The organism is Nitrososphaera sp. (assembly GCA_039938515.1).
Classification (GTDB): domain Archaea; phylum Thermoproteota; class Nitrososphaeria; order Nitrososphaerales; family Nitrososphaeraceae; genus Nitrososphaera.
The window spans coordinates 36,182-61,128 of record JBDUUL010000009.1 but is presented as its reverse complement, the minus strand read 5'-3'; the positions used below and the strand labels follow the sequence as shown (position 1 = coordinate 61,128).

Below are 24,947 nucleotides of genomic sequence, written 5' to 3'. Positions count from 1 at the left end.
GACGCGGCAAACTTTGCTGAGCGCAATGCGGTTATAGTTTTCTACCAAAAACATCCACACAAATATGGAAACTTGGGGTCGAATAATTTCTGGAATGGGAATAGTAATTCTGAGCATGATCTTGTCAATAGCCCAATCTGGGGCACTGGGTCTAAGCTGATGCAATACTCAAGAGGTAGACAACCACGGCTGGTTGGCCAATCTTTGATAGCGTTTGTCTAACTAAATACAGGGTCTGTTGATCTCCCGCCGTCGTTCTCATCGTCTTAAAAAAAGGAAAAAGAGCGAGTGCTCTAATTTGTTAGGTCGGGTACGGCAGCAGTTTGCTCCGTCTGTGTGGGGACAATGGCCGGAGTTTGGACCGATTGCGTCGAGGAAGCCGTATTGCATGTAATGATTCCGAGCAGTCTGAACTCTTGGAGGTAGGTGTATCCGTTAAGTCCTGATGGCTGGTCGGCGTCGTGTGAATCTAGTGGGTTCAGACAGTGCGATTGAATTTCTACAGAGTCGGGAATTCCGTCGCCATCAGTGTCAGTTACTTCAGGGTTGAGGAAGAATACGTTTACCTTGATCCCGTCGGGAATTCCGTCATGGTTAATGTTGCCGTTTGGATCAACCATCTTGAAACTCCAAGAGTCACCTGCAAAGGGCTCGTCGAACCCGTTGATTATCTGTCCCGACGACATTGCGACGTTAACGTCGCCAAAGCCCGGATAGTCAAAGCCTGTGAATATGTAAGGGCCAGCTCCTGAACCGGTTACCGAGGTTGCCGGTGAGCCGTTGACCGTGAAGTCGCTAGCCCGCACGCCGTAAACAGGCTGGTCGAACTTGACTGCCATCGCGGGCACATCAGCTTTTGTCCCGTTTTCAAGCTGCACGTTTGTAGTCGGCAAATTGGTCAGGTAGTGATACAGCGGGAATGGGCTTTGGTAGAGTATGTGAGCAGCCCCGCCTGTTGCGATTAGATAATTCTGTCGTATCTGATCTAAAAAGTTGTGGAACCTCCAGAAGATGGGGTCTTTCTCTGAGGTCATCATGAGTGTCATGTCTCCGCATTGTGTCGTGAAGATTGAGGGGTTGGTGCATGCGCCCTGGACTGCGCTTGAGCCGATAGAGTTGTGAACCGGATTGTGCAGGTTGATAGTTACAGCGCAGCCCAGCTGAGTCAAGTTACCGAAGTCACTGAGCTTTTGCTGACCAGCCGGCATATTACGGTCGCATTGATTCAGTGATGGCCGCAGAGTTGTTCCGCCTGAAATTGTAAAGTATGAAGGTACAGCCGGAGTGCCACTGGTGCCAAATCTCTGGGCGTCTGTGATGTCCTGGCCATTCTCGGTGGTAGGAATCGAAGACACTCTTCCGCCTGGAGTCCATGTTCCAACTTGTGGGTAACCAAACATTGTGCGCCATGCATTGTAGTTGTCTAGCAGCGCCCTGTGGAAGGAGAAGAACAGGCTACCATCGTAACTTTGAGGGCCAGTGCCTGAGCTGGAGCCAAACCTGTTTGTCTCGTGCCAGAGCATGTGTTCCTGCAATAATCTTGTTCCATTATACAAGATCTGCTGTCCTGCGATGGGGACGTTATAAGTCAGAGGGTGGTTCAATCGTGCGTAATAGTCTTCAGGCTGTCTGTTGGGATCGTTGGTGCTCCGGATAAGCGTAACTGTCTGCGAAGTTGAACAGAGGCCTCCGTTTACAGAGACAGAAACTGTTCTTGTGACATTTGCATTGTTAGGGTAGACTTGGCTTGGGTCAGGCAGCCAGTAAAAACCAATGGACTGTGAATTGTAGTCCGATGTAGACATTGGCGTAGTGGCCAAGCCTGTATAGTTGCCAGTAGACGTGAATGCCGCAAAGTTGGTGAGTTCCTGATAGTCTTTGATTATACTTCCTGAAACAGTCCAATGGTAGCTCGGTGAGCTCGTGCCAGTGGCCGTCGCGCTGAACTGAGCAAACTCGCCCACATTTTTCATTAGCGAACCCGAAGGTGAGATGCTTACACTGCATGATGAAATGTGGAAATTGTACTGCTGCGTGACAACAGTGCCAACGTTTCCTGAGGTATCGACTCCAAAGAATTTCAGCGTAGTGTTAGATGATATCGAAATAGGGGATGAATAGACGCTGCTAGAGGTTGTAGGGTTTATGCCGTTGGTAGTATAGTATATGGTCGCAGGCTCGCTAGGTGTCAATGTTACCGATTGGGCCGTTGTGAAAGTGCCGCCAGGAGGGCTCGCCGTTACGGTCGGGGGAGTCGTATCAGCTGCATGAGTCTGAACCAAGATCATGTAAAGGTCATCAGATGTAAAGCTAGTCCAAGTGGTCGTGTAGGCCTGTCGATATGTGTTGCTTCCATCAAAGGGGTCAGCAACATTTCGATCAACAAGAATGGCAACAAAATTCTGAGCGTCTCCACTCGAGTATTCAATTCCAATTCTGTCGCCTGCTTGGATTGTATATAGGCCGCCTCCTGAAAGCGAGAAAGTGTAATCAGTTGCAGTCGGACTCAAACTTGAGGCGCTCATTGTCCCAAACAACTTCTTAATGGAAAGATCGGCGTTGATTATGCCTACTTGGAAGTTGCCTGGCGGCGCACCTACCTTCCTCAGCTTAATCGTAATCTGGTCTATACTCTTGCCGACCAACTGCGAAGACGCAGAAGCATACTCGGTCTGGGAAGGTGAAGGTGCAGATACTCCGAAGAGTCCCGTTCCGGTTGTGTCGGACATTTGGGTGACCGGATAAGTTACAGTCTGAGCAACTGCTGCCTGAACCCTGAAAGCAGACGTGACTCCCACTGATGTGATGAGTGCGAGTAAAATCAAAGCAGAAACTTTAACACCTAATTTTCTCCCGTCATATGCAAACATGTAATTTTTTCTCAGATAAGATACATATAAGAATTCTGAAGAGATCTGCTATTCGAATTTCGATAGTAGTCACAGAAATACCGTTTTAAAGAGACTAAGCAAGGAAACTTCATAAAGCGGATACAAAAGTCCAAAGTCGCCCGACTGAATCCTGTGAATGAAAAGCTTAACCTGCTCTCAGGTCGCAGCTATCCTGACAAAGCGGTATATCTCCTTGACCTCTTCTACGGACAGAACTCTCATATCAAATACCATGAAGACTCCGCAGAGTATCTTGAGGTGAAGTATGCCCAGTGTCATTTCGCGCGCGATAGAGTCTTTGGCTGCGGCCTTTACCTCCTTGGACAGCTTTATTTTTGGAAGCTTTTTCTTTTTCTCGAGACCTGCAGCGTTCACGCCAGATTGCTGCATATGCGGGAGAAGGATAGCACGCTCCCTCAAGGTCCTGGCAAAGTCCACGTCTTTCGTAATTAGAACATCGTCAGGAAGCATTATTTGGGCAATTTCGTCGTCCGTCATTTTCGGATCCATATCCGTAACGTGGCGGGCCTTTATTCCTCTGTCAGCGAGCTTTCTTACAATTTCTCGCGAGACGCATGCATCTACTATCACGCTTCTGCCATTTACCAAGCAGAGGATCTCATCTATCATAGAACCTGGCACCGATTACTTGACCGAACTATCTGCTGCCTGAAGATGGCAGAGAAGGTTTGCAGAATTGTCATGATCGCTTCACTGTGCGCCATTCCGACAACCGGCTTACTTCTAATTGCCTCTATCGGTTTAAAGTCTTTCGGCAATGAAATATGGTTTATTGGTGCTGACCTCACCCATTGATTTTAAGATGTGACGAATGCAAAGTGGCTGCTCAACCGGGCCGAAACAATTCGACTCTCGGGTCTTGGCAGGCGGGCACGCGGGTCTGATTTTCTCCACAAGTGTTAACCAGAAGCGACATCGTAGTTTGGCAGAGAGGAGCGGTAAAGTTGCTAGGAGCGCATCGCGATATCTCAGAGGCCGCGGCCTCGTTGTACGTTTCAGCCAGAACCATCTCTGGATTATCGCGGGATGAAACTATCGAGGTTTTGGAATGCGCACCTAGGTCGCTGAGTGATTCTGCTCCCATCGCGTTTGGAGTCACTAGCTGGCTCGACCCGATTGCACTCTTTTGAGTCGCAAAACTGTCTTGATAAACTAGGAAAATCAAGGCCGGGGACAGGGCAAACGCTACAATTGCATAAGTGCCGACAGTGAGGGCGTCAACCAACGATGTAATTAACAAAAGCTACACACTCGATTATAAAAGCGACCTCTGGACGTCTAGGAGAAGGAATTTTCTTTTTGTTATTCCCGCAGCAAAGTTTCACCTATATCGCGCTGGGATAATAGCGCAATCTGAGCCGGCAATGATGTCACGCTTCGTAGCTAGATAAGGTCCATACGCCCGATTTGCTATTGAGAGGGAGCAGCTGCAAGGTTTTTTCTTGTCCTGATTACTTGTAATAGGCGCTTGGTGGACTTATTTTCGATTCCAAATGATCCTTTTTCCCTTCTTGCCAGATCTATTATCGCGCTACTGGTAGTGCTCGATCCTCTGGGTATAGTTCCCATCTATATCGCTTTGACGGAAAAAATGGAGAGCAGGAAGCGCGTCGAGATTTCCAGGACTGCAACATTGACGGCCGCCGGCTTGCTTTTTGCCTTCGCAATTGCGGGAACTCAGATTTTTGCCATTTTTGGAATTACTCTCTATGGCTTTATGGTGGCCGGCGGGGTTCTCCTCTTTATTGTCGCGATACAATTACTCACTGGGGGAGAAAGGAGCTTCATTGCAAGAGACCAAGCAGGGGACACCGGCGTGGTGCCCCTCGCTTTTCCCTTGCTCGCTGGTCCCGGTGCAATAACCGCGGTCATTATCACGCTTGAGTCCAGCGGACTTTTGCTGACTGTCCTCTCCATACTTGCTGTCATCGGAATCACTTATGTAATCTTGAAAAACGCCGACAAGATTTACTTAGTCCTCGGTAAGAGGGGCGCCATGATCATATCCCGAGTCTTCGCAGTCTTCATCGCCGCCATTGCTGTGCAATATATCGTCCAAGGCATAAAGGCCCTTTTCTAGGGCAAAGGGCTCATTTCTATTTCCGTGCTAAGGTGAAGCCGCGCTCAAGGGTCGTCGTTTGCCGGCTCGCGTTCTATCTTGAGGCTGCTAGGCGGGCTTCTAGCGCCGGATTTGCCTTTTTCGTTCAAGTAAGACTCTATGAATGCCTTGGCAAAAAGGTTAGCATGCCTTTCGGTCCCGCGATGCGCTCCCGACCGCGAGCGCAGGTGATGGTAGAATTCATGCAGCATAACAAACGGGTTAAAAAAGATCTCGGAATTCATGGCGTAAATCCTCTTTTCCCGTGCAACATAGACCGCGTATGCGGTCCTCCTTTTTCCCTTGACCGTGCCCACGCAAATGCCGGGAGGCTGCATATTGTAGTATTTGCTAAGGAGAGCTAGAGACTCTTCGGTCTTGCCTGTGAGTATAAGTTCGACAATATTTGTCTGCATTTCGGCGTCGGGAAGACTGTGCATCTGCAAATCAGAGCACATGTAAGTAATATGCATCTGTCGCAGTTACTTGCATTCTCCGGTGACGCAAGCTCGCCCCAGAACGGTTCGGTCAAAAACCAACCTGCGGTTTCCTGAGGATTTTCGAGCCCTAATGCCCACTTCGTGTAGCTCTTTCTGGGTATAATTGTTCTATAATCCTTCGATTTTTCAAAGGGAGCGGGCAAGATTTAGAAGGGCGTTTATGCGTAGTTCACCAGGCAGCCAATGAATCGCCCTCTTGGAGTTTTAGACTTTGTGATTATCGCAATCCTGATAATCGTCGCAGCGCTTATCATCATATTCTTCTGGCAGCTGATAATTGCAATTATCATAATTGCAGCAGCATACTACATTTACAAGTGGTACACCCGCAGGCGTTGACGCGTTCGCGAATTGTATTAGAACCTAATTCCACAATCATTAAAGAAAGCTTTGCTCAAGAGTCTACCGCCAATGTCTAAAGGAAAGAGGATTTACGTTTTGACGGATCAAATTAAGAACAAGATAATCAACGCAAGTACCTTGACTATTCAAAAGCGTATAGCTGGACGGGTATACCTTATTCACGGCAGGTTAAAGACAATTTATTGCAAAAGGTGTCTGAAGGAAATTAACATCGGCGAAGCAGTAGTAAGTAGCAGGGCCAAACGCCGGCAGAATCTTTATCACGTGACCTGCGCCCTTTCCGTGAACCTCATCTGATCCGACTGCAAAATAGGTTTGTGGCCGCGGAGCCTGAATGCTCCCGCAGCGCTCAGCTAGAGTACGTGTCGCGAAATGCAGTGCCAGTAGGGTTAAGCGAAGTGGGCGTTGCGTTACCGCCTGCAGGGTCGTGCATCGCGATATCCGTATAAGTGTTCGAACCAAGGCCGCTAATTGTTTCAGTAACAGAGGGCGAGGCTATCGTTGTGTACCTGGCATTTGTTATTGTCGCCGTGCCAAAGTTCGACAGAGGCAGGATGGAAGCGGCTGAAGGCGCTTCTACGACCCATTCTGCGGAGGAAAGCTGGGCGGTGCCCGAGGCTAGCGTGCTGAAGGTCTGACCTGTAGTTAGATCTCTCAGGTTGAGCCTGAATTGGCTAGACCCAAGATAAACTACTGAAGCAGTTATTCTGTCGCCGGCGTTGACCGAGACAGTCGTAATTAGCCTTGAGGCTGAAGGATACATTTCAAACCAGGCATAGTTTCTCTGAACTCCACCAGAGCAGTCCTGCTCAGTACCGAGCTGCTCAACAGTATTGCTGGAGTAGCCGTCTATTCCTACCCAGATCGAAGAGTAAGTGGTAGTCGGGGTACAGGAAAGTGCTGGAATGACCCATGAACCTGACGCACTGCGTATATAGTTGCTCGCGGGACTGTTCAGGTTCGATTCTACTGCGTACCCGCTCCAGTTTGAGCTAAAGCTGGTATCCTTCACGTGCAACCTGGGAGCCTGAATTGGCCTGTCGGCCGGCGATGCCAAAACTACTGAAACCATAGGAAGCAACAGCAGGGTTGCTATGGCAAAAAAGGCCAAGGTTGCCAGTGCGAACTCGGCATTATTGGTGCGTCCATACAGAAAAATCTTCAAGAGGATTTTGTAGCCCTCGGATTCTATATAAGCTTGATGCCTTCAAAAACTAGAGAAAATCACCAAGTTCAACTGCGGGCTGACGCAGGCTGTGGAAACATTTCCTCAACCCAGAGCCTAAACTTTCGGCTCACGGGGGTCTAGCCGCTTCAAGTAGACTGTCGATTGTCTTTCATTGGCTGCTACTGGAGCGAACTCGTGTAGATATTATCAAAGCTTACTGCAGAGTCCTCGGTGTAGAGCCCAAGGGCACCTCCGTTTGCGAATGCAGAGCTCATACCTGTGTCAAAATAGTCTGCCACCTTGGCCGAGTTTACCCATACGATAATGTGGTTGCCCTGAACCTGGATGTCCACGTGCTGCCAAGTGCCCAAGGTCACGCTCGGCGACGCGCCAGTTGCAAGAAAGACCTGCTGATCCCGCTGGAGGTTGTTATCCTTCTTTCCAAGCTCATATCCATTAGTCTTCAGGGTAAAGTAGTAATGGTGCCAGCTATCCACGTAATTGAACATTATCCAGGCAGTTTCCCATGTGTTGGGATTCGGCTTGAGCTGCCTGTCTGTTCTGACGTCTAGCGAAAGTTTGTAGCTAGTACCAAGGTTTTTCGTGGATAGCACTAGCGCTGCGTGTGTACTTCCGTCCGTGGCAGTCTCTGGCTGCTCAAAGAAAATGTTGTTGCCGTTAGAGTCGGCCCTGACACCCGCCGAACCATATCCGTTGAACTGGTCATGCCACTTGCCATTCGGGGATGACTGGCCGTCGACAAGTGTGTATGTTCCGCCGGAAAAGTCATCGTAAAGTCCCGATTGAACGGTAACTGCGACGGTATTACTGGCTTGGTTACCGGCCAGGTCTACTACCATAGCTGTGACGTTATGCGGCCCGGCTGCGCCCAAGTTCGTAGGAGCAGACCATGACCCCCAGCCATTGCTTCCTAGCTGTCTGGCAGCAGCGAATGGTCCGTTATCCACTCTGACTTCAACGGATTCTATGCCGGCGCCAGTGCCGTCAGATGCGCTTCCCGTGACGTTCAAGATTGGCGAACTGACCGTGGACAGCTGGGCCGGTGATGTTATCTCTATCGATGGCGTCGCTGACACTGAGGCGTAGCTGCCAACCGCAAGTTCTGTGATACTAACCGACTTGTTGGTGGAACTGCCGGAGACAAGAATCTTGATTGCCTGGGCGCTCATAGACGGTATTGAATAAGATTCGAGCGCTTTTGTCTTGCCGCTGCTTGTTCCAGCATACGCCTGACTCCAAGAAGATCCGTCGATTGATAGCTGGATTTCAAAGCTGTATTTCACCGAGTCTCCCCTAAACCATGCTACGCTTACACTGCATATAATCTGCTTTGATTGGAGATTTGCCATAATCCATGACCCCGGGGCCGCGGCCCATCTCGTTCTAAGGGAGCCATCAATTGCGTGGGACGCCGCAAACCCTGCATAACTGGAACTTGCGCTGATTCCGGAAATCTTCACGGGCGCACATGTGCTTGCTGCAGACGCAGAGTACCGGTTACCGACTGACGAGGTGTTACTTAGTGCTGTGCCAAAAAGCATTACTCCAAGAAGAATTGCAGCTGCAGGAGATAACCTTCCTCGAAAGTGGATACGTTTGACGGGCAATTAATTCGGTAATTATGTTCTATTAGTATATTATATCACAATGTAGTGTGAAGCCGATAACAGCAGCAATTTCCAAGGTTCTTGTAAATTGCTGCATCCTGAAGGCTCCCTATACTTTATCTGGCTGGGAGGCCATTTCGCAGTCAGTCTCCGCACGAATGAGGCCTACCGCATTGGGACAGCGACGTCGACACTGCCGGAGTAGCTAGGGTTGCAGGGAGAGGTCTGATAGTCTGTATATATGGTGGCCTCCAAAATAAATGCCACCGTCCTGCGCAACAGTGATGGAAGTGACCGGGTCCGTGAACGTGTTTTGTGGCAGCTTTATTTCGATTTGCTCCGCTACATGCTTGCCATCAGGATCCATCTTGAAGCCAAATATTTCCCCGCGGTTGTACGAGCCAAAGAGGAACATGCCAGTCAGTTGCGGAAACTTTGCCTTGTCATAATATACTGCCTGTGTGGGTGCAATAGTGTAAAAGTAAACCAGGATTGGATCCACCATGGTAGAGTTTGAAAGCTCGGGGTTAGTGTCTGCCCTCCTCAGGTTAGGCCAGCCGTAGTTCCCGGCTTTAACTTCCAAATTCACCTGGTCGTAAATATCAACACCATTTTCAGTTGATATTATGGTTCCCGTCCGATTGTCGAAAGCGATGCCGTAGACGTTTCGATGTCCGTAGTTGAACACCGGGGAGTTTGGAAACGGGTTATCCGCCGGTATAGAGCCGTCTTTATTGATGCGCAAGGTTTTGCCCAACAGGCTTGAAACGTTCTGGGCGGGTGCCCCTAGGTAGCCATCGCCGACCGTGACGTACAGCTTGCCATCTGGACCAAAACCCAATCCACCGCCAGTGTGCATCCCGTTAAAAGCGGGGATTTTGTCGAAAATGATTTTCTCGCTGCTTCCAGTGTTGTTCTGGTCAGTGAATCTAACGACCCTGCTCAAGGCCAAGCCCGATTCGTTATCGAATGAAGTGTAGTAAGCATAAACGAAGTGATTTGACTCAAAGTCGGGATCGACCGCAATTCCAAGCAGCCCGTACATTATTGTCGGAAAGACATCGTTGATGGTGGCAAAGGGGTCTGCAAGAACTCGGTTGTTCTGGAGAATCCTTATCTCTCCTGTGTTTTTTTCTGTAAAGAAGACGCGGCCGTCAGGAGCGGCGGCCATACCGCCTACCAGTGTGGCTATGCTGCCGCTATCGCCTCTGACTTGATTGACCAGATTGTTGTCAAACTTCCAGTAGCCAGTGAGCGGCACCTGGTTTAACAGGGGTTGGCTTGAATTCCACCTCGCGGCTATTTGGTATGCCGGGGCGCCCTTTCCGTAAATCTGAAGCTCGTCTATGGTAAGGCCTGTTGGAACACAAGAATTGCAATAAGAGCCCTCTGCAATGCGCAAAGGCACAGCAGGCGACGGGTTGTAGGTGCCGGAGAACCTGACCGAGCTGGCTAGCGACCCGTTGCCATAGATGGCCACAGTCGAGCCGTCAAAAACCCCCACAATTTGCTCCCAATGACCGATCTGCAGTTTTACATCCTGTGTCTGGAACAGGGTGCCATTTGTGTTTGTTACTGTGAACCTTGCGGATTGGTCAGTCGAGTTGCCGGTATCAAAGTACCAGCCCGAATGTGACGTGGGGTTAAAGTATGAAACAAAATGCCCGTAATTCTGGTCGTTTGGATCTCTCATCATCCAAAACGAGACCGTGAGCGTAGGGCTCGATAATGAAGACGAGTTTTCATAAGAAAAGTAGTCCTCATAGTATGCGTGGAATTGCAGCGCATTGCCGCTTGTTCCACTGACAAAGTGCGAGCCATTAGAAGTCACATCAAAAAGCTTATCAGCCGCTGCGATTGCCGTGACGTTTCTGTCCGCCCTGCCTGCCCTGGGGTCGACAGGAGCCGGCAAAAGCGACGCGAGCTTTAGTTGCGAGATAGCCGTCTTGTTGTTTACTACTGCATAACTTGAATTGGAAACCGACGCTGCTGTTGTTTCCTGCGAAGTATGGTTGCCTGGAGAGGGACGTGCAGGACCAGTCGGAATCAGGTCCACTTTTTGCGATATTGCACCTCGGGAGATCCCAAACGGAATAATCGCAGCAACTGCAATTGCAATAACCAAAATAATCACTAGGAATGCCTGTCTACCCATTCGTATGGAGCAAGAAACATTCTCAAAGTCTTTAACAATTATCGGCCATCTCGTGAGAGATAATCTTTATTTGTACGATTCAACCGTGTTAAGAAGTCAGTTTGCAATGAAGCTTTTCGAAACAAGGCATGAAATGAAATTTGAAGACGTTCAAATGACGATAGACGGAGAGTTAGTGCCCGTAGCCACGCTTGAGCTCGGTTCCGGTTCACGACCTGTATTCTTTGAGCACCACATATTGCTCTGGAAGGATCCGACTGTGGATATATCCGCCCGCATGCTCAAGGGAGTTGGAAGAAGGATGGTGGCCGGCCTTCCCGTGGTGGTTACTCAGGCCCAAGGTGCAGGAAGAATCGCATTTTCACGAGACGCCCCCGGGCAGCTCGTTATGCTCGAGCTCGGGACTGGGGACCAGATTGACGTCCGAGAGCACCAGTTCCTTTTCGCAACTGATGGGATCGAGTATGGGTTTTACCGTCAGAAGGGAATATCAAATCTTCTTTTCGGAGGCACCGGCTTTTTTATAGACACTTTCAGAGGGCCAGGTGTATTGGCTCTCCATGGATACGGAAATGTTCTTGAGCGTCAACTGGCCGCCGGAGAGCAGATTGACATTGAACCGGGGGCTTACCTGTACAAAGAATCCAGCGTCAAGATGGACACGATAAAACTTGGAGTAAAAACGGGGCTGTTTGGCGGTACCAGCGTGTTTCTAAACAGGTTTACAGGGCCGGGCAGGCTTGGAATTCAATCGATGACCTTTCATCTACCAACGGGCGAATAGGTTCGGCTCGCCCGAGCGCCTCGTGCTTAGTGGGCGCAGAGGGCCAAACTCCTGGCTGAACGCTCAAATACTGAAAGATATTGCTATAATGTAGATGGAATCGCAGAGAGCTGCGACTGCCTCCGGCATCGGCCGCGGGGACACCGAGGTGACCTATCTTGATTGGAATAATGCCCTGGACATTATAGAAAAGGCGTACAAATCGGGCCTGTTCGTGCTGATAATAGGACCAAAAGGGACGGGGAAAACAACCCTGGTTCGAAAGTTTGCTGCGCTGATGAAAAAGGAGCTTTTCTCTGTAAACTTTAGCCTCCGGACACGAGAATCACACCTCGTCGGTTCCAAGTCACTTGAAAAGGGTGACGTCAGCTTTGTCGAGGGAATCTTGGTCAAGTCCATGCGGGAGGGGACCATGCTCTATCTTGATGAGCTAAATGCCGCTGAGGCAGACGTCCTTTTGAGGCTCGACGAGGCGCTGGACGACCGCCGCCAGCTAGTGCTAAAGGAAGCCGAAGGCCAGATTGTGCGGGCATCAGACGACTGGTTTGTAATCGCAACTATCAATCCTCTCTCCCACGTGGGAACAAAGGAGCTTCCTCCGCAACTGCTGAGCAGGTTTCCAGTCAGAATGCGGCTGGATTATCCTCCTGAAGAGCTTGAGCTTGAGATAGTAAAGCGGCACGTAACCATCGACGGTGCAAAGATTGCTGAAGTCAAGCGGGCAATACACCTTGCCAACAGCCTGAGGGAAGCGGCGTCTGTAGAAGAGCTGAACTACAGCCCCAGTTTGAGGGAAACCATTGCATTTGCCAAGATGCTAAACACGGGGCTTCCGGCCAGGACCGTCGCCGAGATTGTCTACGCAAACGCGTATGACCAGTGGGGCCAGGTTGAGTTTCAGAAGGTTATGGACATGATAACCTCTATCTTCGGCGAAAAATGATGGGTATAGCAAGCGCCACTATGCGAAATGACGTACTTCTCGACATAGCCACCTTTCTTGCCCGGAGATGGTCTTCACAACAAAGATTGAGCGTTATCATTGTTGCAGATAAGCCGCCTGCCGCAAAGCTCGACAGAAATCAGATAACCCTGCCGTCAATGAACTACTATCAGGGGTCAGACTTTCAGAAATACAGGCAGTGGAGGGTCGCCCTCTGGCTCGAATCCATGCGGATTCGACACTCTTCTAAGGTGCAAAGTTCAGAGCATGCCTATGGATTCATCCTCAATACTCTCGAAGCAAAGCGCGTGCAAATTCTGGGCCTTAGGTCCTGGGAGGGAATGGAGGACGAACTTGTATTCAACGAGGGCATTTCCTGGCATTCGAGGGCGCTACTAAATACTATGTATGGCAAGGCAAAGATTGCAGAGGCGTTTTCTCAATATTTTCTCACCGGCTATCTGAAGGGCGAGCTGTTTGGCGGCGAGAACGAGAGGGTCAAAAGGGCTGCCGACTATGCGAACTCGATAATTCAGGAGGCGCTTGATTCCGGCTACTCGACTGACTGGGTTGAGCAGCATGTCTCCAAAATAATCAAGATGCTCGAGCTGGACCCGCTGGTTTCAATCCCAGTTATTGCGCCGAGAACGCGCGCTGGCGCGTCCCTGACTCAAAATGACGTCCTAAAGCAAATTGAAAAAGTCGTACGGCTCAAGCAAAAGAAGGAGAACGTTGACGAAAAGACAAGGGAAATTTACGAGGGAAACGACGTACTGCACGAGTTTGAGACTCTCGTCAAGGAGAGCAAGAAGACGGAAAACAAAGGTTACGATAGTCTTGAGAATCTTGGTCTGCGGGTGCCTGACAGGATGGATGTGGACGAGACCGTCATTTACGATCAGGATCTGATACTCAAGACAAAAGGAGCTTTCCGAGAGTGGAAAACCGGCTGGCTTGAGAGGCATGATGATACTGGCGACGAAATTGACGTCGAAGTCTACGCGGAGTCGCTGCCGAAGCCGTTTATCAACGATTTCAAGCTCTCGATAAAGACCAAGGTCGCCATACTACTAGACCACTCTAGCAGCATTGCCGACGCCGAAATAGAGTACAAACGGGCAACGGTCGCGCTGTGCGAAGCCTTGAACTACCTAGGCGTCAAGTTTGCTGTTTACTCGTTTAGCACAGAGCAGAGGCAGGTTCAATGCTGGGTGATAAAGCCTCCGAACATCAAGTGGTCAAACGTTTGCGCCCGCAGGTTGGTGCAGATCCGCGCCAGTGGCGGAACACCCCTGGCCGAGGTGTATGCGCTTCTCCAGCCCGTAATGAAGAGTTTCAAGCCCGACGTCTTTGTTACCCTCACAGACGGCGAACCGTCAGACTTTGACGCAGTGCGCTCGATGGTGCTCTCCTACCGAAAGCTTGGCGTCCAGATGGTAGCAATAGGAGTTGGCAGAACTCTAAACGATGCGGTGGGCATAGGGCAGAACCTGAAGTACCTGAAGTACGAAAGGACGCTCTCGGTCAGCAGATTGCAGGACATGCCCAAGAAGGTAATACGGCTCTTGCGCACCGCTTAGAATTCTAGGTTAGGGTTTCCTTTGCGCACCTTCTCCCAGTCGCTGAGAAAAGTGGCAAGGCCCTTGTCCGTCAGCGGGTGAGCCATCATCTTGCCAAGGATGTCTGGAGGCAATGTCACCACGTGGGCCCCAATCTTGGCAGCCTCGACAACATGCAGGGGATGGCGTATGCTGGCAACTAGGACGTTTGTGTCAAAATGGTAATTATTAAAGATCTTTACAATGTCTTCGATCAACGCCATTCCGTCGTGCCCCGCGTCGTCAAGCCTTCCAATAAACGGGCTCACGTATGAAGCGCCGGCCTTGGCTGCCAGAACCGCTTGGTTGGCAGAAAATATCAGCGTGACGTTGGTTTGGGTGCCCTCTTTCTTTAGTTGCTTGACTGCCTTGAGGCCATCTGGAAGCATCGGTATCTTTACTACGACGTTCTGGCCGTATTCTCTGAGCCTGTGCGCCTCCTCTAGCATGCCCTCATAACTTGTGGATACGACCTCCAGGCTCACCGGACCATCTACCATCTTTGCTATCTGCCGCATGATTTCCGTCGGGCTTGCCTTTTCCTTTGAAAGGAGTGTCGGGTTGGTAGTGACTCCATCGACAAGGCCCATATCATTGTAGGTCTTTATCTGATCCAAATTTGCGGTATCTAAAAAAATCTTCATTTCCTGAGCTTGCTCCTTGCTTCAAAAACAGAGTTTACAATGTCCCTTGATGTCAGGCCATACTTTGCCAGCAAATCATCAATTTCCTCGTCCCTCGCTGATTCTCCAAAAGTATCCCTGACTCCGACGCGCTGGACGGGGACAGGATAACTTTCAGAGGCGGACTCGGCCACGGCGCTTCCCAGCCCCCCCAGTATGTTGTGCTCCTCCGCCGTCACTATGACTCCCGTATCCTTGGCGCATTTTGAAACCAGATCCTTGTCAAGTGGCTTTATGGAAAACATGTCGACGACTCGGCACGAGATTCCCCGCTCCTTCAGAGCCTTTGCGGCCTCAATAGCCATTCCGACCAAGAGACCACATGCGATTATTGTGGCATCGCTACCTTCAGAGAGAACAATCCCTTTTCCAATTTTGAAAGAGTCGCCGTTGCTCTGTTCGGAATACACCACCTCGTTTGAAGGCCGTGCCAGCCTCATGTAGAATGGGCCGCTGGTATAAGCAAGAACCCTGATAAGATGCTTCACCGAAGTAGCGTCTGCTGGCACGATCACGCGCATCCTAGGAATAGCCCTCATTCCTGCGATGTCTTCAATCTGTTGGTGTGATGCACCGTCGGGGCCGACCGTCAGTCCTCCATGAGAGACCACAAGCTTGACATCCAGGTTTGGATAGCATACAGCGTTTCGAATCTGGTCCACGCACCTACCGGGAATAAAGGCAGCGTAAGTGCTGGCAAAGGCAATCTTGCCTGCAATTGCGAGACCTGCCGCGATCGAAACAAGGTTTGCTTCCGCAATTCCGACGTTGAACATTCTGTCCGGAAATTTGTCGCCAAACTTTTTCGTCTTTAGCGACTCGGTAGTGTCCCCTCCAACACAAACAATTCTAGGATCGTCTCTTCCCAGTTCCACCAGTGCGTCGCCGTACGCCGACCTCATGTCGGCAATCCTTTTTTCGCTACTTAACAGCATGCAGCTCTTCCTCTATGGCCAGCTCGCTGGCGTACGGGATAAGGACGTGCTTCCTTGCTTTCAGCCAATCAGCTCTAATGTTAAGCCTGCTCGCGTGGTCAAGGAGCTTTCTCTCCAGGGCTACCGCAGCCTTGTGCCTGAGCTGGATTATCGCACCGTGGATATCAGAACCGCCATAGACCGCGCTTCCAGCCACAAATATACGCGCGCCGGCGTCGTAAACCTGCTGCAGGGTCGTAGCATCGATACCGCCGTCAGCCTCGATATAACCCCTAAAGCCTGCCTCGCGCAACTTTATGTCGATAGCGACCATCTTGGGCAAGACCTCTGGCATGAACTTTTGGCCGGCAAAGCCCGGATGAACGGACATGACGGTTACGACGTCAAGATCTGAAAGGCAATCATAAAGCCACGCGGGCACGTCGGTCTCTGGGTTTAGGGCGATTCCGGGGCTTATTCCGTTTGATATCAGTTTCTCCTGTATCTGCCTGAACTCGGAATGGCTGCAAGCCTCTGCGTGTACTGTAATAATGTCGCAGCGTGCGTCGATGTAATCCTGCAGATGCTGGAGCGGCTTTTCAATCATAAGGTGGGCGTCAAACGGCAGGCTCGTGATTCTCCTGAGCCTCTTTATCGTGTCAGCAAGAAAAGTCGAGTTCGGCACAAAGACCCCGTCCATGACGTCGAGATGGATAAGTTCGACGCCCTCGCGCTCCACCTTCTTTATCTTATCCTCGTAATTCTCACGCTCGCCAGCTATTATGGAAGGAGCTATAAAGTACTCACTTTTCAACTCCTCAAGTAGTACGGGCGTGTGCTTGCGCGGCGGAGCCTTTCCGTGCCATTGGGGATTATTTGCCATGTGCCTGATTCCATTGCCTTTTATCGTATTCGCAACGATTAGCACAGGCTTGTCTTTTGTCTGCACAGCCTTGTTCAGCACGTCTATCAACTGCTCCACCCTATGCCCGTCAATTTCAAAAACCTGCCAGTTAAACGCGGTCCACTTGTCCTTCACAGGGTCAAGTGGCATAATATCTTCGGTAAATCCGTCCTGCTGGATTCTGTTCCTGTCCAGTATGGCAACAATGTTATCAAGCTTGAACTTGCCTGCTGCCATTGAGGCTTCCCAGATCTGACCTTCGTTTGACTCACCGTCGCCTATTAGCACAAAGATCCTGTTCTTGGAATCGTCGAGTCTCTTTGCAAGCGCTATCCCAATACCTACCGACAGGCCGATCCCTTCTGAACCGCCGGAATACTCCACCCCGGGAACGCTATGGTTCTTCTGGAACTCCGAATACCTGACGGGGTGACCCTGTAGCCTCGAGCCCAGCTTGCGGAGAGTCTTTATTTCTTCCACAGGAAAGTACCCAGCAACAGCAAGCGTCGAAAAGAAGCCTGGTGCCGAATGCGCCTTTGAATTGATAAAGTAATCACGGTCCTGCCAGTCAGGTCGGGACGGGTCATGCTTCATTTTGCGAAGATAAAGTGTCCCCATAATTTCTGCCGCTGAAAAAGACGCGCCCGGATGTCCGGAACCTGCCTCTGCTATGCCCTGAATCGCCCACATCCGGATATCTCTGATTCTGCGTTTCAAATCAAGATAGCGCATGCTAAAGCCCATTATTGCCATCCCTGCAATCGCAACTCATGGATTCATCAGATCGCTTAGACAATTCCAAGAGTACAAATCCGATTTGGAGAGCAAGATAAAAAGCTAGCCCTGAGATATTGGCGGGTTTCGGTCATTCATTGTCTCATGCAAATCTGGTCGCTCCCGCCGATCCGTTAACATAAAGTACTGCCAAATGCTTTCTGCGACACTGAGGCAATGGTGCAGATTAGAGTCGAGAAGTCAAAAATAGATCAGCGGCAGACTCCGATGCTTGGCATAGGCGTCTATGAAGGCGAACATGACTTTGCGCAGTCAAAAGAACTCGACCCAACACTGGTCTCCCACATCAAGCAATCCCTTGAGGCTAAAGAGTTTCAAGGGAAGGCCGGTACTAGCATGCTCTTTCCCACTCTGGGCAAGGGGCCCATGAGCAAAATATTATTAATTGGTCTAGGTAAGCGAGAAAAATTTTCCGACGAGGTTGCCCGGGTTTCAGCTGCTAAAGTCGCTGCCAAGGCAAAGGAGCTTGGTCTACGAGAATTCTCCATCCTACAGTTTTCAAACCTTGATGAGGGATTGATCGAGGCCATGACCGAGGGCATCTGCCTGTCCCAGTACAGCTTCGACAGGTACAAAGCAAAAGGCGAGGACGCGTCTGTGGGAGCAAACGGTCAGCAAAAACAAAAAGTCGAAGAGGCAACAATACTTGTTAATTCTGAATCACCTCGATCCCAGTCGGTGGCAGACCGGGCTTCCCTTGTAAGCGATGCGGTAAATTATTCGAGGGATCTGGGCAATATGCCACCCAATGATTGTCCGCCAGCATACCTTGCCAGTACCGCTATTTCGACTGCGGCGGAATGCGGCATGAAAACCCGGATTATTGAGCGCTATGAAATGGAAAGCATGGGGATGGGGGGTATCATCGCCGTTGGCAAAGGCAGCGACAATGCCCCAAAACTGATAATCATGGAATACAGCGGGAGTACAAGTCTCAAGCCCTACCTTCTTGTGGGCAAGGCGGTTACATTTGACACCGGGGGAATTTCAATCAAGCCGGGTGATAAAATGGATGAAATGAAATTTGACAAGTGCGGAGGGTCAACTGTCCTTGCGATAATGCGGGCAATTGCCTCGATGAAACTGCCGATAAATGTCGTTGGAATAGTTGCCGCAGTCGAAAACATGCCTTCTGGCTCCGCATACAGGCCGGGCGACATCGTGCGCATGTATAACGGCAAGACGGTCGAGGTGCTAAACACGGATGCCGAAGGCCGGATGATCCTCGGTGACGCAATTGCATACGGAATCGCAACCTACAACCCTAGGGCTGTTATTGACTTTGCAACCCTCACGGGCGCCGCAATAATTGCCCTGGGATCAAACGTTGCGGCCATGATCGGGAACAACAAGCCACTGCTCGACAGGTTGAAAAAGTGCGCTGAAAAGACCGGCGAGAAGGTATGGGAGCTTCCGCTCTACGACGAGTTCCACGATCAGATAAAGAGCACGTTTGCGGATATCAAGAATGTCGGAGGAAGACCTGGCGGTGCCATAACGGCCGCCGCATTTTTGTCAAACTTTGTCTCAAACACTCCCTGGGTCCATCTGGACATCGCTGGTACTGCCTGGACGCAGGATGGCACCTTCGAACGGGCTTACAATCCCAAGGGCGCAACCGGCTTTGGAGTGCGGACCATAATCAAACTGCTCGCCGAGGACGAGAAGCAGACCCCGCAGTGATGTGCATTGCCGGTGTTTCAGCTTTCCCAGCTTGCCTCTTTGCTTGAGCAGAAGGGTTTCGCATGCAGGGCTGGCATGATGGAGCTTGATGTTCATCCGATGAATAGGCCCTACTTTGAGAAATGGCTTGCCCATAGAGACGGGTTTCTGAGAATGTCAAGCGGCAACGTCGACTTTGTGGGGGTAGAAGAAGTCGTCCGCATGGGGCCATTCTTTAACGTCTATTTCCTCGTGGAAAACAGATCGGTAGCAAACAATGACGACAATGCCCACCGCCTGCTGGACGCGTGGCCGTACTTCAACCTGGAAAGCGGTAAAATCACCACAATGGGATGGAGCGGCGGAGTGCTTGCTGACCTTCTTTCAAAAGATGAGCAAATAACTCGGGAATATTCTCAAAACATAATGAAGGAAGAGGTTCGCAAGCTATCAGTACACGTTTCAGATTATTGCTGCGTGATTGAGTCAAGGGCGTGGGACCCAATGGGAACCGCGTCAATTTTCGGAATAGTAGATAGGATGGCCATGCACGTCCGCAAGCTAATTAAAATAGTCCACCTTGGCGAAGACTTGGCACGCTGAGATCCAGAATATGATTGAAGAATGCCAGCACTGCTGCTTCCCAACCGCTCACGCAGGTCAGTAACACAGCAGCGACAGCAGGTTTGACTTCCGGGTTCGGAATGGGACCGGGTCGCACCCTGCCGCTATGACCGGCTTACCGGTGTCATCGTCTGAGGGCTAAATTAATGTTCCTGCGAAGGATGCTATCACGGAAATGCCGATCTTGGTATGCGAATCTCAATTACAATCTACGGAGTGTCTAGGAGCAAGTAGTAGGGACACGCAGAGGTAGCTATATAACGCATCAGTGCGAATTTTATTCGCTAGATTATTCGATGGGAAACGCCGATCCAAAGTCCACACACAGAGTGGCAGTTCTTGACGAGGAACTCTGCCAGCCAAGAAAATGCGGCCTTGAGTGCATAACATACTGTCCAGTAAACAAAACTGGAGGCGAGTGCATAATCCAGAGGCCGGAGGACGGAAAGGCCGTTATTGCTGAGGATCTCTGTACTGGCTGCGGCATCTGCATTAAGAAATGTCCGTTTGACGCCATAGTTATTGTAAACCTTGCACGGGAGCTGACAGAGGAAAAAATACATCAGTATGGGATAAACTCGTTTAGATTTTACCGCCTGCCAACTCCGAAGAAAGGATCGGTTTTGGGGCTAGTAGGCAGAAACGGAATGGGCAAGTCCACTGTTGTCAATGTCTTGTCTGGAAACATGAGACCGAATCTTGGCAACTTCGACGCCGGCACCACTTGGGACCAGGTTCTGAAAAGATTTCAGGGGACTGAATTAAAGTCGCATTTTGAAAAGATAGCCAGCGGGCAACTGCGGGCATCAATAAAACCCCAGCTTGTTTACCTTATCCCAAAGGCGTTCAAGGGCACTCCCCGAGAGCTGCTTGCCAAGTTTGACGAGCGCAAGGTCGCGGATCGGCTTGTGCAACAGCTGCAACTGGAAAGCGTTCTAGACCGCAACATCTCTGACCTCAGTGGCGGCGAGTTGCAGAGGCTGGCTGTGGCGACTGCGGCCGCAAAGGACGCCGAGTATTACTTCTTCGACGAGCCTTCGTCGTACAATGACGTCTACCAGCGTTTGGCAGTCGCAAAAGTGATAAGGCAACTTGCAGACGAGGGCAAAAGCGTGATGGTAGTTGAGCACGACCTCTCGCTTCTGGACTACTTGTCGGACTATGTCAACATCCTGTATGGCGAGCCGGGGGCTTATGGCATTGTAGCGGGATTGCAGAGTACCAAGATCGGCATTAACAATTTTCTCGAAGGATTCATCCCTGCTGAGAATGTGCGCTTCCGCGACAAGGCGTTCAAGTTCGACATTGCAAGCTCCATCGACGATTCCATTCTTGATGTTTCGGTGGCAGAATTCACGGGGATTGAGAAGAGATACCCTTCTTTCACGCTGGGCGTCGCAGCGGGAAGAATCAGGCAGGGGGAAATCGTGGGAATAGTCGGAGCAAACGGCCTTGGTAAGACAACATTCATGAAAATGCTTGCCGGTGTTGATAAGCCTGATAGTGGTGAAATCCGCACATCGGCAAAGATTTCGTACAAGCCACAATATCTGAGCCAGGAGTATGACGGGGATGTTCGGTCGCTGATGTACGCGGCATATGAGAGTCCGATAGAAGGTTCGGCGGTTGAAGATCAGATCCTCATCCCAATGGGAGTAAAAAAACTCTATGACAAGTCTGTCAAAAACCTGAGCGGAGGCGAGCTGCAAAAAGCAGCGGTTTCTGCGAGCCTCCTGCGTTCTGCCGACATTTACGCTTTGGATGAGCCCTCTGCATTCTTGGATGCCGAAGACAGAATAGCTGTTGCCAAGTTTCTGCAAAGGTTTGTTCGCGCACGAGGCAAGTCCGCTGTGGTAATCGACCATGACCTCCAGCTTATGGACTTGGTCTCAGACACGCTCATTCTTTTTGAAGGCAAGCCCGGAGTTGAAGGTTCCGCCACGTCGCCTCTTCGCAAGGAGGAAGGAATGAATAGATTCCTAAAGTCGCTTGGTGTCTCATACAGGCGCGATGAAACCAGCGGCAGGCCCCGTGTGAACAAAGAAGGCAGTCGGCTAGATAGAGAACAAAAGCAATTAGGCAACTATTACTATACCAAGAATCAATAGGGCGAACTAATGCCTCACATGCTCAAGGAAGCGCTCTCAACTGTCCTGCCGCCCGAAGAGGTTTCACAGCTCTACTCGGCGTTTGATATGATAGGCGACATTGTAATAATCAAAATCCCTGACACTCTGATCGAAAAAAAAACTTTGATAGGGGGCGCAATTCTTCAGAACGTCAAGACTGCCAAATCGGTCTTTATGCAGTCATCTGCGGTTAGAGGAGACTACAGGATCAGGGATCTGGAATTCGTGTCTGGAGTAAACAAAACCCTGACAGAATACCGGGAGCACGGCTGCCGCTTCCGGGTCGATGTGGCCAAAACGTACTTTTCTCCACGACTATCCACAGAACGAGAACGGATTGCAAGCCTAGTCGCAGACGGGGAGGTGATCGTCAATATGTTCGGGGGCGTCGGCACCTACTCGATCGTAATCGCAAGAAAGCACAAGAAATGCCTCGTGTACAACATTGATTCAAACGAAGCTGCGGCTGAACTGTGCAGAATCAACTCGGTGCTAAACAAGGTTAACGAGCGCGTAGTGTCAATCCACGATGATGCTGACGCTGCGATCCGCAGGACTCTTACTGGGATTGCTGACCGGGTGCTAATGCCACTGCCTGAACGAGCTTCCAGCTACATGGAGAGTGCAATTGCCGCACTCAAGGCCGAAGGAGGGATGATCCACTACTTTTGCCATCTCAAGGCCGATAACAAGGCAGCGGCGGGTGATGCGGCAATTTCCGAAGTGGACAGGGCCTTCGCAGGACATGACGTTGTGATAAAAGGGATCAAGATTGTCAGGGAAGTCGGTCCACGGATATACCAGGTCGTGGCGGATACCTGGGTTGGCGGAAAATCTGAACGAATCTGAGCCTTTCAGCTTTCAAATTAGCAAGCTATTTTGTCGCTTCCGGGGCCTTTGGCGCCGTTAGCATAGTGTAACCAATCCACCCAAGCACCAGAAGGAGAATCCCGATCGCTCCTAGAATTGTTGCCTGTACGACCACCATGCTCCAGCTGCTAAAGAAAAGTAGGTATACATAGACAATGAAAACCAGGACGGCAACAACGATGAGGGCAAGCCCTGCTCCCCGATTCCTCATCTGCCTCTTCCCAAGTTCCATTGTATTTCAGGCTCGAAACCGATCTTATCAATCTTTTTAAGACATGGCTAGCCAATTTCCAGTGCCATCAAAAAAGCGTCCTCGCCGTCTCGGTAATACGACCGTAGCCGGGATTTTGTCTCAAACCCCAGATCATTGTACAGCTTGATGGCTCCCTTGTTGCTCACGCGCACCTCCAGGTAGATTTCGTCGCTTTTTCTAAGCGACGAACCGTTGATCCCCTCAAGGACGAGGGCGCGGCCAATACCCTTCCCTCGATGCTCCTCAAGCACGGCAACCGAGACGACATGACCTTTTTTCACGAACCCAAGCTTCCTAAAGTTGGAAAATCCAAACTCAATTTTGCACATTATATATCCCACAATCTTTTCGCCGAGCTCCGCCACGACAAAAGCCTCGGGCAGTTCCTTCAGGATGGACTCGAAGAAATAATCAGAATAATGCTCAGGCAACGCTGCCATGTTTATTTCAATGACTGCCCGGAGGTCGCGCTCTTCACAGCGGCGGATGATGTAATCGCCGACCCTTCTAAGCGGAGCAGTCTGCAAACTGCAATTCTAAGCAAGAAACACACTATTTAAGATTTCACAATTTAACGGCAGACGACATCTATTCGTAAATTTACTCTATTATTGGTTCTGTGCCTTGTTTTAGGAGCGAAGCGGTGCCTGCCCTCGCTTCACTTTTACAGAATCCCGCGCTAAACTTGGCCGCCCACTTCGACATGGGCCGCAAATAAAAAAAGCCGCGCCTGAGACTGCGAGGTCTGCCGACGCTCCAGTCGTTAGCTTTTAGATTCGATTGCAAGCGCAGGCATCAGAAGGTCTCCATCCGGGACAACAAGGATTTTGGAATTTTTGCCACGCTTTTGAAGGGTATTCTCAAGCGCCTCCTTGGCCCCCCTGTATACCGAGAAGCCCAGCTGACTTCCGGCGTAGTACTTGGGGAGCGACGTCACTATTCCCAGGTCAAACTTCTTGCCAAGTTCTTTGATGTACATCAAATGCTCAATCCCACTGGTGTATGGAATGGGTGCAAGCGTTGTGTCAAACTGTTCTGGCTTTATTTTGCCTTCTATGCACATTTGCAGCGCGCCGCCGCCTATTCCGTTCCTACATTCGGCAAGCAACACCGCCGTACCGCCATCGTCCAGGTACGGAATGGTGTTCCACAACGAATTGAGAGAATTGTTCAGCGTTGAATGGGAGTCGGCGGCCTCTCCGGCGCTCGCAATGACCGCCTTTGATTTTGGCTGATGATATTCGCAATTGGCCTTTAGTTGTGAAACGGACTTGTAAAATGCCTCAGCAACAGGACCGGCATGCAGGCCCGAAATTTCGTCTGGCCTCCGACCGCCGGCAATTACCTCGACAGACTGCAATATATTGACTTTCGCCATGGCATCAACAGCCACCTCCAGCGGTTTTTCAGAGACACCGGGAGCCGGTATATTGTCACGCCTTGAGGAAAACGCAGCGGCCATGTCACTGGCCATAAAGTACCTTAGCAACGAAGTCGGGACTCCGCCGAACCCAAAAAGTGGATCGACGCTTGTATTTGAAATGACAACGGCTGATGCGAATCTTTCGAGGCGCTCGGCGATTGAATATGAACCTGGATCAATACGGTTGACCGAGATTGAATCCTGCGAGTTTGCCTCGGCTATTCCTGCGAGGTTAGAACGAAGGATGCTCGTCACAGGTGAAGGGACGTCAATAGAGAGATTAGAAACGCCTTGCATGCGACCCGACTTTACGAGCTCGTAGAGTATTCTCGCAACAGCTTTTCCGGCGGACAACACGAGAATCAGCTGACCCTCCTTCAGCTGAACTGTTTCAAGAATTGATTTTACTTCAGTCTCATCCAACGCCTTGAAGGCCGGGGTGAGCTCGTTTGCTAGGTTTTCAAACTTGATGTCAAGTACGACGTCGGTCGACCCGTACCCAAGCCAGATCTCTGGCATATGCTGCTAAGGATAACCTTGG

The 24,947-nt window shown here is 50.4% G+C and carries 23 protein-coding genes and 1 rRNA gene; 10 read left to right on the top strand and 14 right to left on the bottom strand.

The genetic code is table 11. The features are described from left to right. Positions 1-293: 293 nt before the first annotated feature. From ABI361_04755 to ABI361_04745, 3 genes are all read right to left on the bottom strand, one after another. A complete protein-coding gene (locus tag ABI361_04755) occupies positions 294-2,870 on the bottom strand; it encodes a chitobiase/beta-hexosaminidase C-terminal domain-containing protein (GenBank protein ID MEO9319963.1) in 2,577 nt (858 codons plus the stop codon). Between the two features lie 177 nt (positions 2,871-3,047). Then, a complete protein-coding gene (locus ABI361_04750) occupies positions 3,048-3,521 on the bottom strand; it encodes a DUF5615 family PIN-like protein (GenBank protein ID MEO9319962.1) in 474 nt (157 codons plus the stop codon). A gap of 217 nt (positions 3,522-3,738) precedes the next feature. Beyond that, on the bottom strand, positions 3,739-4,137 hold the full coding sequence (locus tag ABI361_04745) for a hypothetical protein (GenBank protein MEO9319961.1): 399 nt from the start codon (positions 4,135-4,137) through the stop codon (positions 3,739-3,741). A gap of 246 nt (positions 4,138-4,383) precedes the next feature. Between ABI361_04745 and ABI361_04740 the strand changes: the two genes are divergently transcribed. Next, positions 4,384-4,992: a MarC family protein gene (locus ABI361_04740; protein ID MEO9319960.1), complete on the top strand. Its 609-nt coding sequence runs from the start codon at positions 4,384-4,386 to the stop codon at positions 4,990-4,992. Positions 4,993-5,036: 44 nt separating this feature from the next. Here ABI361_04740 and ABI361_04735 read toward each other — a convergent pair whose 3' ends face one another. After that, positions 5,037-5,450 carry a hypothetical protein gene (locus ABI361_04735; protein MEO9319959.1) on the bottom strand — a complete coding sequence of 138 codons (414 nt, stop codon included), beginning with the start codon at positions 5,448-5,450 and terminating at the stop codon, positions 5,037-5,039. Positions 5,451-5,693: 243 nt separating this feature from the next. Between ABI361_04735 and ABI361_04730 the strand changes: the two genes are divergently transcribed. Together ABI361_04730 and ABI361_04725 are read left to right on the top strand one after the other, a co-directional pair. Next, entirely contained in the window at positions 5,694-5,849 is a 156-nt protein-coding gene (locus ABI361_04730) for a hypothetical protein (GenBank protein MEO9319958.1), read from the top strand. Between the two features lie 72 nt (positions 5,850-5,921). Then, positions 5,922-6,170: a hypothetical protein gene (locus ABI361_04725; GenBank protein MEO9319957.1), complete on the top strand. Its 249-nt coding sequence runs from the start codon at positions 5,922-5,924 to the stop codon at positions 6,168-6,170. A 52-nt stretch (positions 6,171-6,222) separates the two neighbouring features. On the opposite strand, the gene ABI361_04720 is transcribed toward ABI361_04725, so the two are convergent. From ABI361_04720 to ABI361_04710, 3 genes are all read right to left on the bottom strand, one after another. After that, positions 6,223-7,038, bottom strand: coding sequence for a G1 family glutamic endopeptidase (locus tag ABI361_04720; protein MEO9319956.1), 816 nt, complete (start codon positions 7,036-7,038; stop codon positions 6,223-6,225). Positions 7,039-7,220: 182 nt separating this feature from the next. Next, positions 7,221-8,669: a discoidin domain-containing protein gene (locus ABI361_04715; GenBank protein MEO9319955.1), complete on the bottom strand. Its 1,449-nt coding sequence runs from the start codon at positions 8,667-8,669 to the stop codon at positions 7,221-7,223. A gap of 205 nt (positions 8,670-8,874) precedes the next feature. Then, positions 8,875-10,824, bottom strand: coding sequence for a PQQ-dependent sugar dehydrogenase (locus ABI361_04710; GenBank protein ID MEO9319954.1), 1,950 nt, complete (start codon positions 10,822-10,824; stop codon positions 8,875-8,877). A gap of 106 nt (positions 10,825-10,930) precedes the next feature. Here ABI361_04710 and ABI361_04705 point away from each other — a divergent pair, with 106 nt between their 5' ends. From ABI361_04705 to ABI361_04695, 3 genes are all read left to right on the top strand, one after another. Beyond that, positions 10,931-11,608 carry an AIM24 family protein gene (locus tag ABI361_04705; protein ID MEO9319953.1) on the top strand — a complete coding sequence of 226 codons (678 nt, stop codon included), beginning with the start codon at positions 10,931-10,933 and terminating at the stop codon, positions 11,606-11,608. Between the two features lie 94 nt (positions 11,609-11,702). After that, entirely contained in the window at positions 11,703-12,551 is an 849-nt protein-coding gene (locus tag ABI361_04700) for an AAA family ATPase (GenBank protein ID MEO9319952.1), read from the top strand. Beyond that, entirely contained in the window at positions 12,548-14,131 is a 1,584-nt protein-coding gene (locus ABI361_04695; GenBank protein MEO9319951.1) for a VWA domain-containing protein, read from the top strand. The genes ABI361_04700 and ABI361_04695 overlap by 4 nt, the downstream gene beginning before the upstream one ends. Here ABI361_04695 and fsa read toward each other — a convergent pair. The 3 genes from fsa to ABI361_04680 are packed head-to-tail and all read right to left on the bottom strand — an operon-like array spanning position 14,128 to position 17,394. Next, positions 14,128-14,793, bottom strand: coding sequence for a fructose-6-phosphate aldolase (gene fsa / locus ABI361_04690; protein MEO9319950.1), 666 nt, complete (start codon positions 14,791-14,793; stop codon positions 14,128-14,130). The two genes, ABI361_04695 and fsa, sit on opposite strands and share 4 nt — an antisense overlap. Next, positions 14,790-15,767 carry a transketolase family protein gene (locus ABI361_04685; GenBank protein ID MEO9319949.1) on the bottom strand — a complete coding sequence of 326 codons (978 nt, stop codon included), beginning with the start codon at positions 15,765-15,767 and terminating at the stop codon, positions 14,790-14,792. The genes fsa and ABI361_04685 overlap by 4 nt, the downstream gene beginning before the upstream one ends. Beyond that, positions 15,754-17,394: a ribulose-phosphate 3-epimerase gene (locus tag ABI361_04680; GenBank protein MEO9319948.1), complete on the bottom strand. Its 1,641-nt coding sequence runs from the start codon at positions 17,392-17,394 to the stop codon at positions 15,754-15,756. The genes ABI361_04685 and ABI361_04680 overlap by 14 nt, the downstream gene beginning before the upstream one ends. 207 nt (positions 17,395-17,601) lie before the next feature. Here ABI361_04680 and ABI361_04675 point away from each other — a divergent pair, with 207 nt between their 5' ends. Together ABI361_04675 and ABI361_04670 are read left to right on the top strand one after the other, a co-directional pair. Next, entirely contained in the window at positions 17,602-19,128 is a 1,527-nt protein-coding gene (locus ABI361_04675; GenBank protein ID MEO9319947.1) for a leucyl aminopeptidase, read from the top strand. Between the two features lie 12 nt (positions 19,129-19,140). Next, positions 19,141-19,710: a hypothetical protein gene (locus ABI361_04670; GenBank protein MEO9319946.1), complete on the top strand. Its 570-nt coding sequence runs from the start codon at positions 19,141-19,143 to the stop codon at positions 19,708-19,710. Positions 19,711-19,729: 19 nt separating this feature from the next. Here the strand turns inward: ABI361_04670 and rrf are convergent. Continuing rightward, positions 19,730-19,849, bottom strand: a 5S ribosomal RNA gene (gene rrf, locus ABI361_04665). 178 nt (positions 19,850-20,027) lie between these two features. On the opposite strand from rrf, the gene ABI361_04660 reads away from it, so the two are divergent. Next, positions 20,028-21,839: a ribosome biogenesis/translation initiation ATPase RLI gene (locus ABI361_04660; protein ID MEO9319945.1), complete on the top strand. Its 1,812-nt coding sequence runs from the start codon at positions 20,028-20,030 to the stop codon at positions 21,837-21,839. Between the two features lie 9 nt (positions 21,840-21,848). Continuing rightward, positions 21,849-22,709 carry a class I SAM-dependent methyltransferase family protein gene (locus ABI361_04655; GenBank protein ID MEO9319944.1) on the top strand — a complete coding sequence of 287 codons (861 nt, stop codon included), beginning with the start codon at positions 21,849-21,851 and terminating at the stop codon, positions 22,707-22,709. 25 nt (positions 22,710-22,734) lie between these two features. Here the strand turns inward: ABI361_04655 and ABI361_04650 are convergent, their stop codons facing one another. The 3 genes from ABI361_04650 to ABI361_04640 all read right to left on the bottom strand — a co-directional run bounded on the left by ABI361_04650 (position 22,735) and on the right by ABI361_04640 (position 24,925). Next, positions 22,735-22,962: a transcriptional regulator gene (locus tag ABI361_04650; GenBank protein ID MEO9319943.1), complete on the bottom strand. Its 228-nt coding sequence runs from the start codon at positions 22,960-22,962 to the stop codon at positions 22,735-22,737. A 47-nt stretch (positions 22,963-23,009) separates the two neighbouring features. Continuing rightward, positions 23,010-23,510 carry a ribosomal protein S18-alanine N-acetyltransferase gene (gene rimI, locus ABI361_04645; GenBank protein ID MEO9319942.1) on the bottom strand — a complete coding sequence of 167 codons (501 nt, stop codon included), beginning with the start codon at positions 23,508-23,510 and terminating at the stop codon, positions 23,010-23,012. Positions 23,511-23,746: 236 nt separating this feature from the next. Beyond that, positions 23,747-24,925 (bottom strand): hypothetical protein, encoded by a 1,179-nt coding sequence (locus ABI361_04640; GenBank protein MEO9319941.1) that lies wholly within the window; start codon positions 24,923-24,925, stop codon positions 23,747-23,749. Positions 24,926-24,947 lie beyond the last annotated feature (22 nt).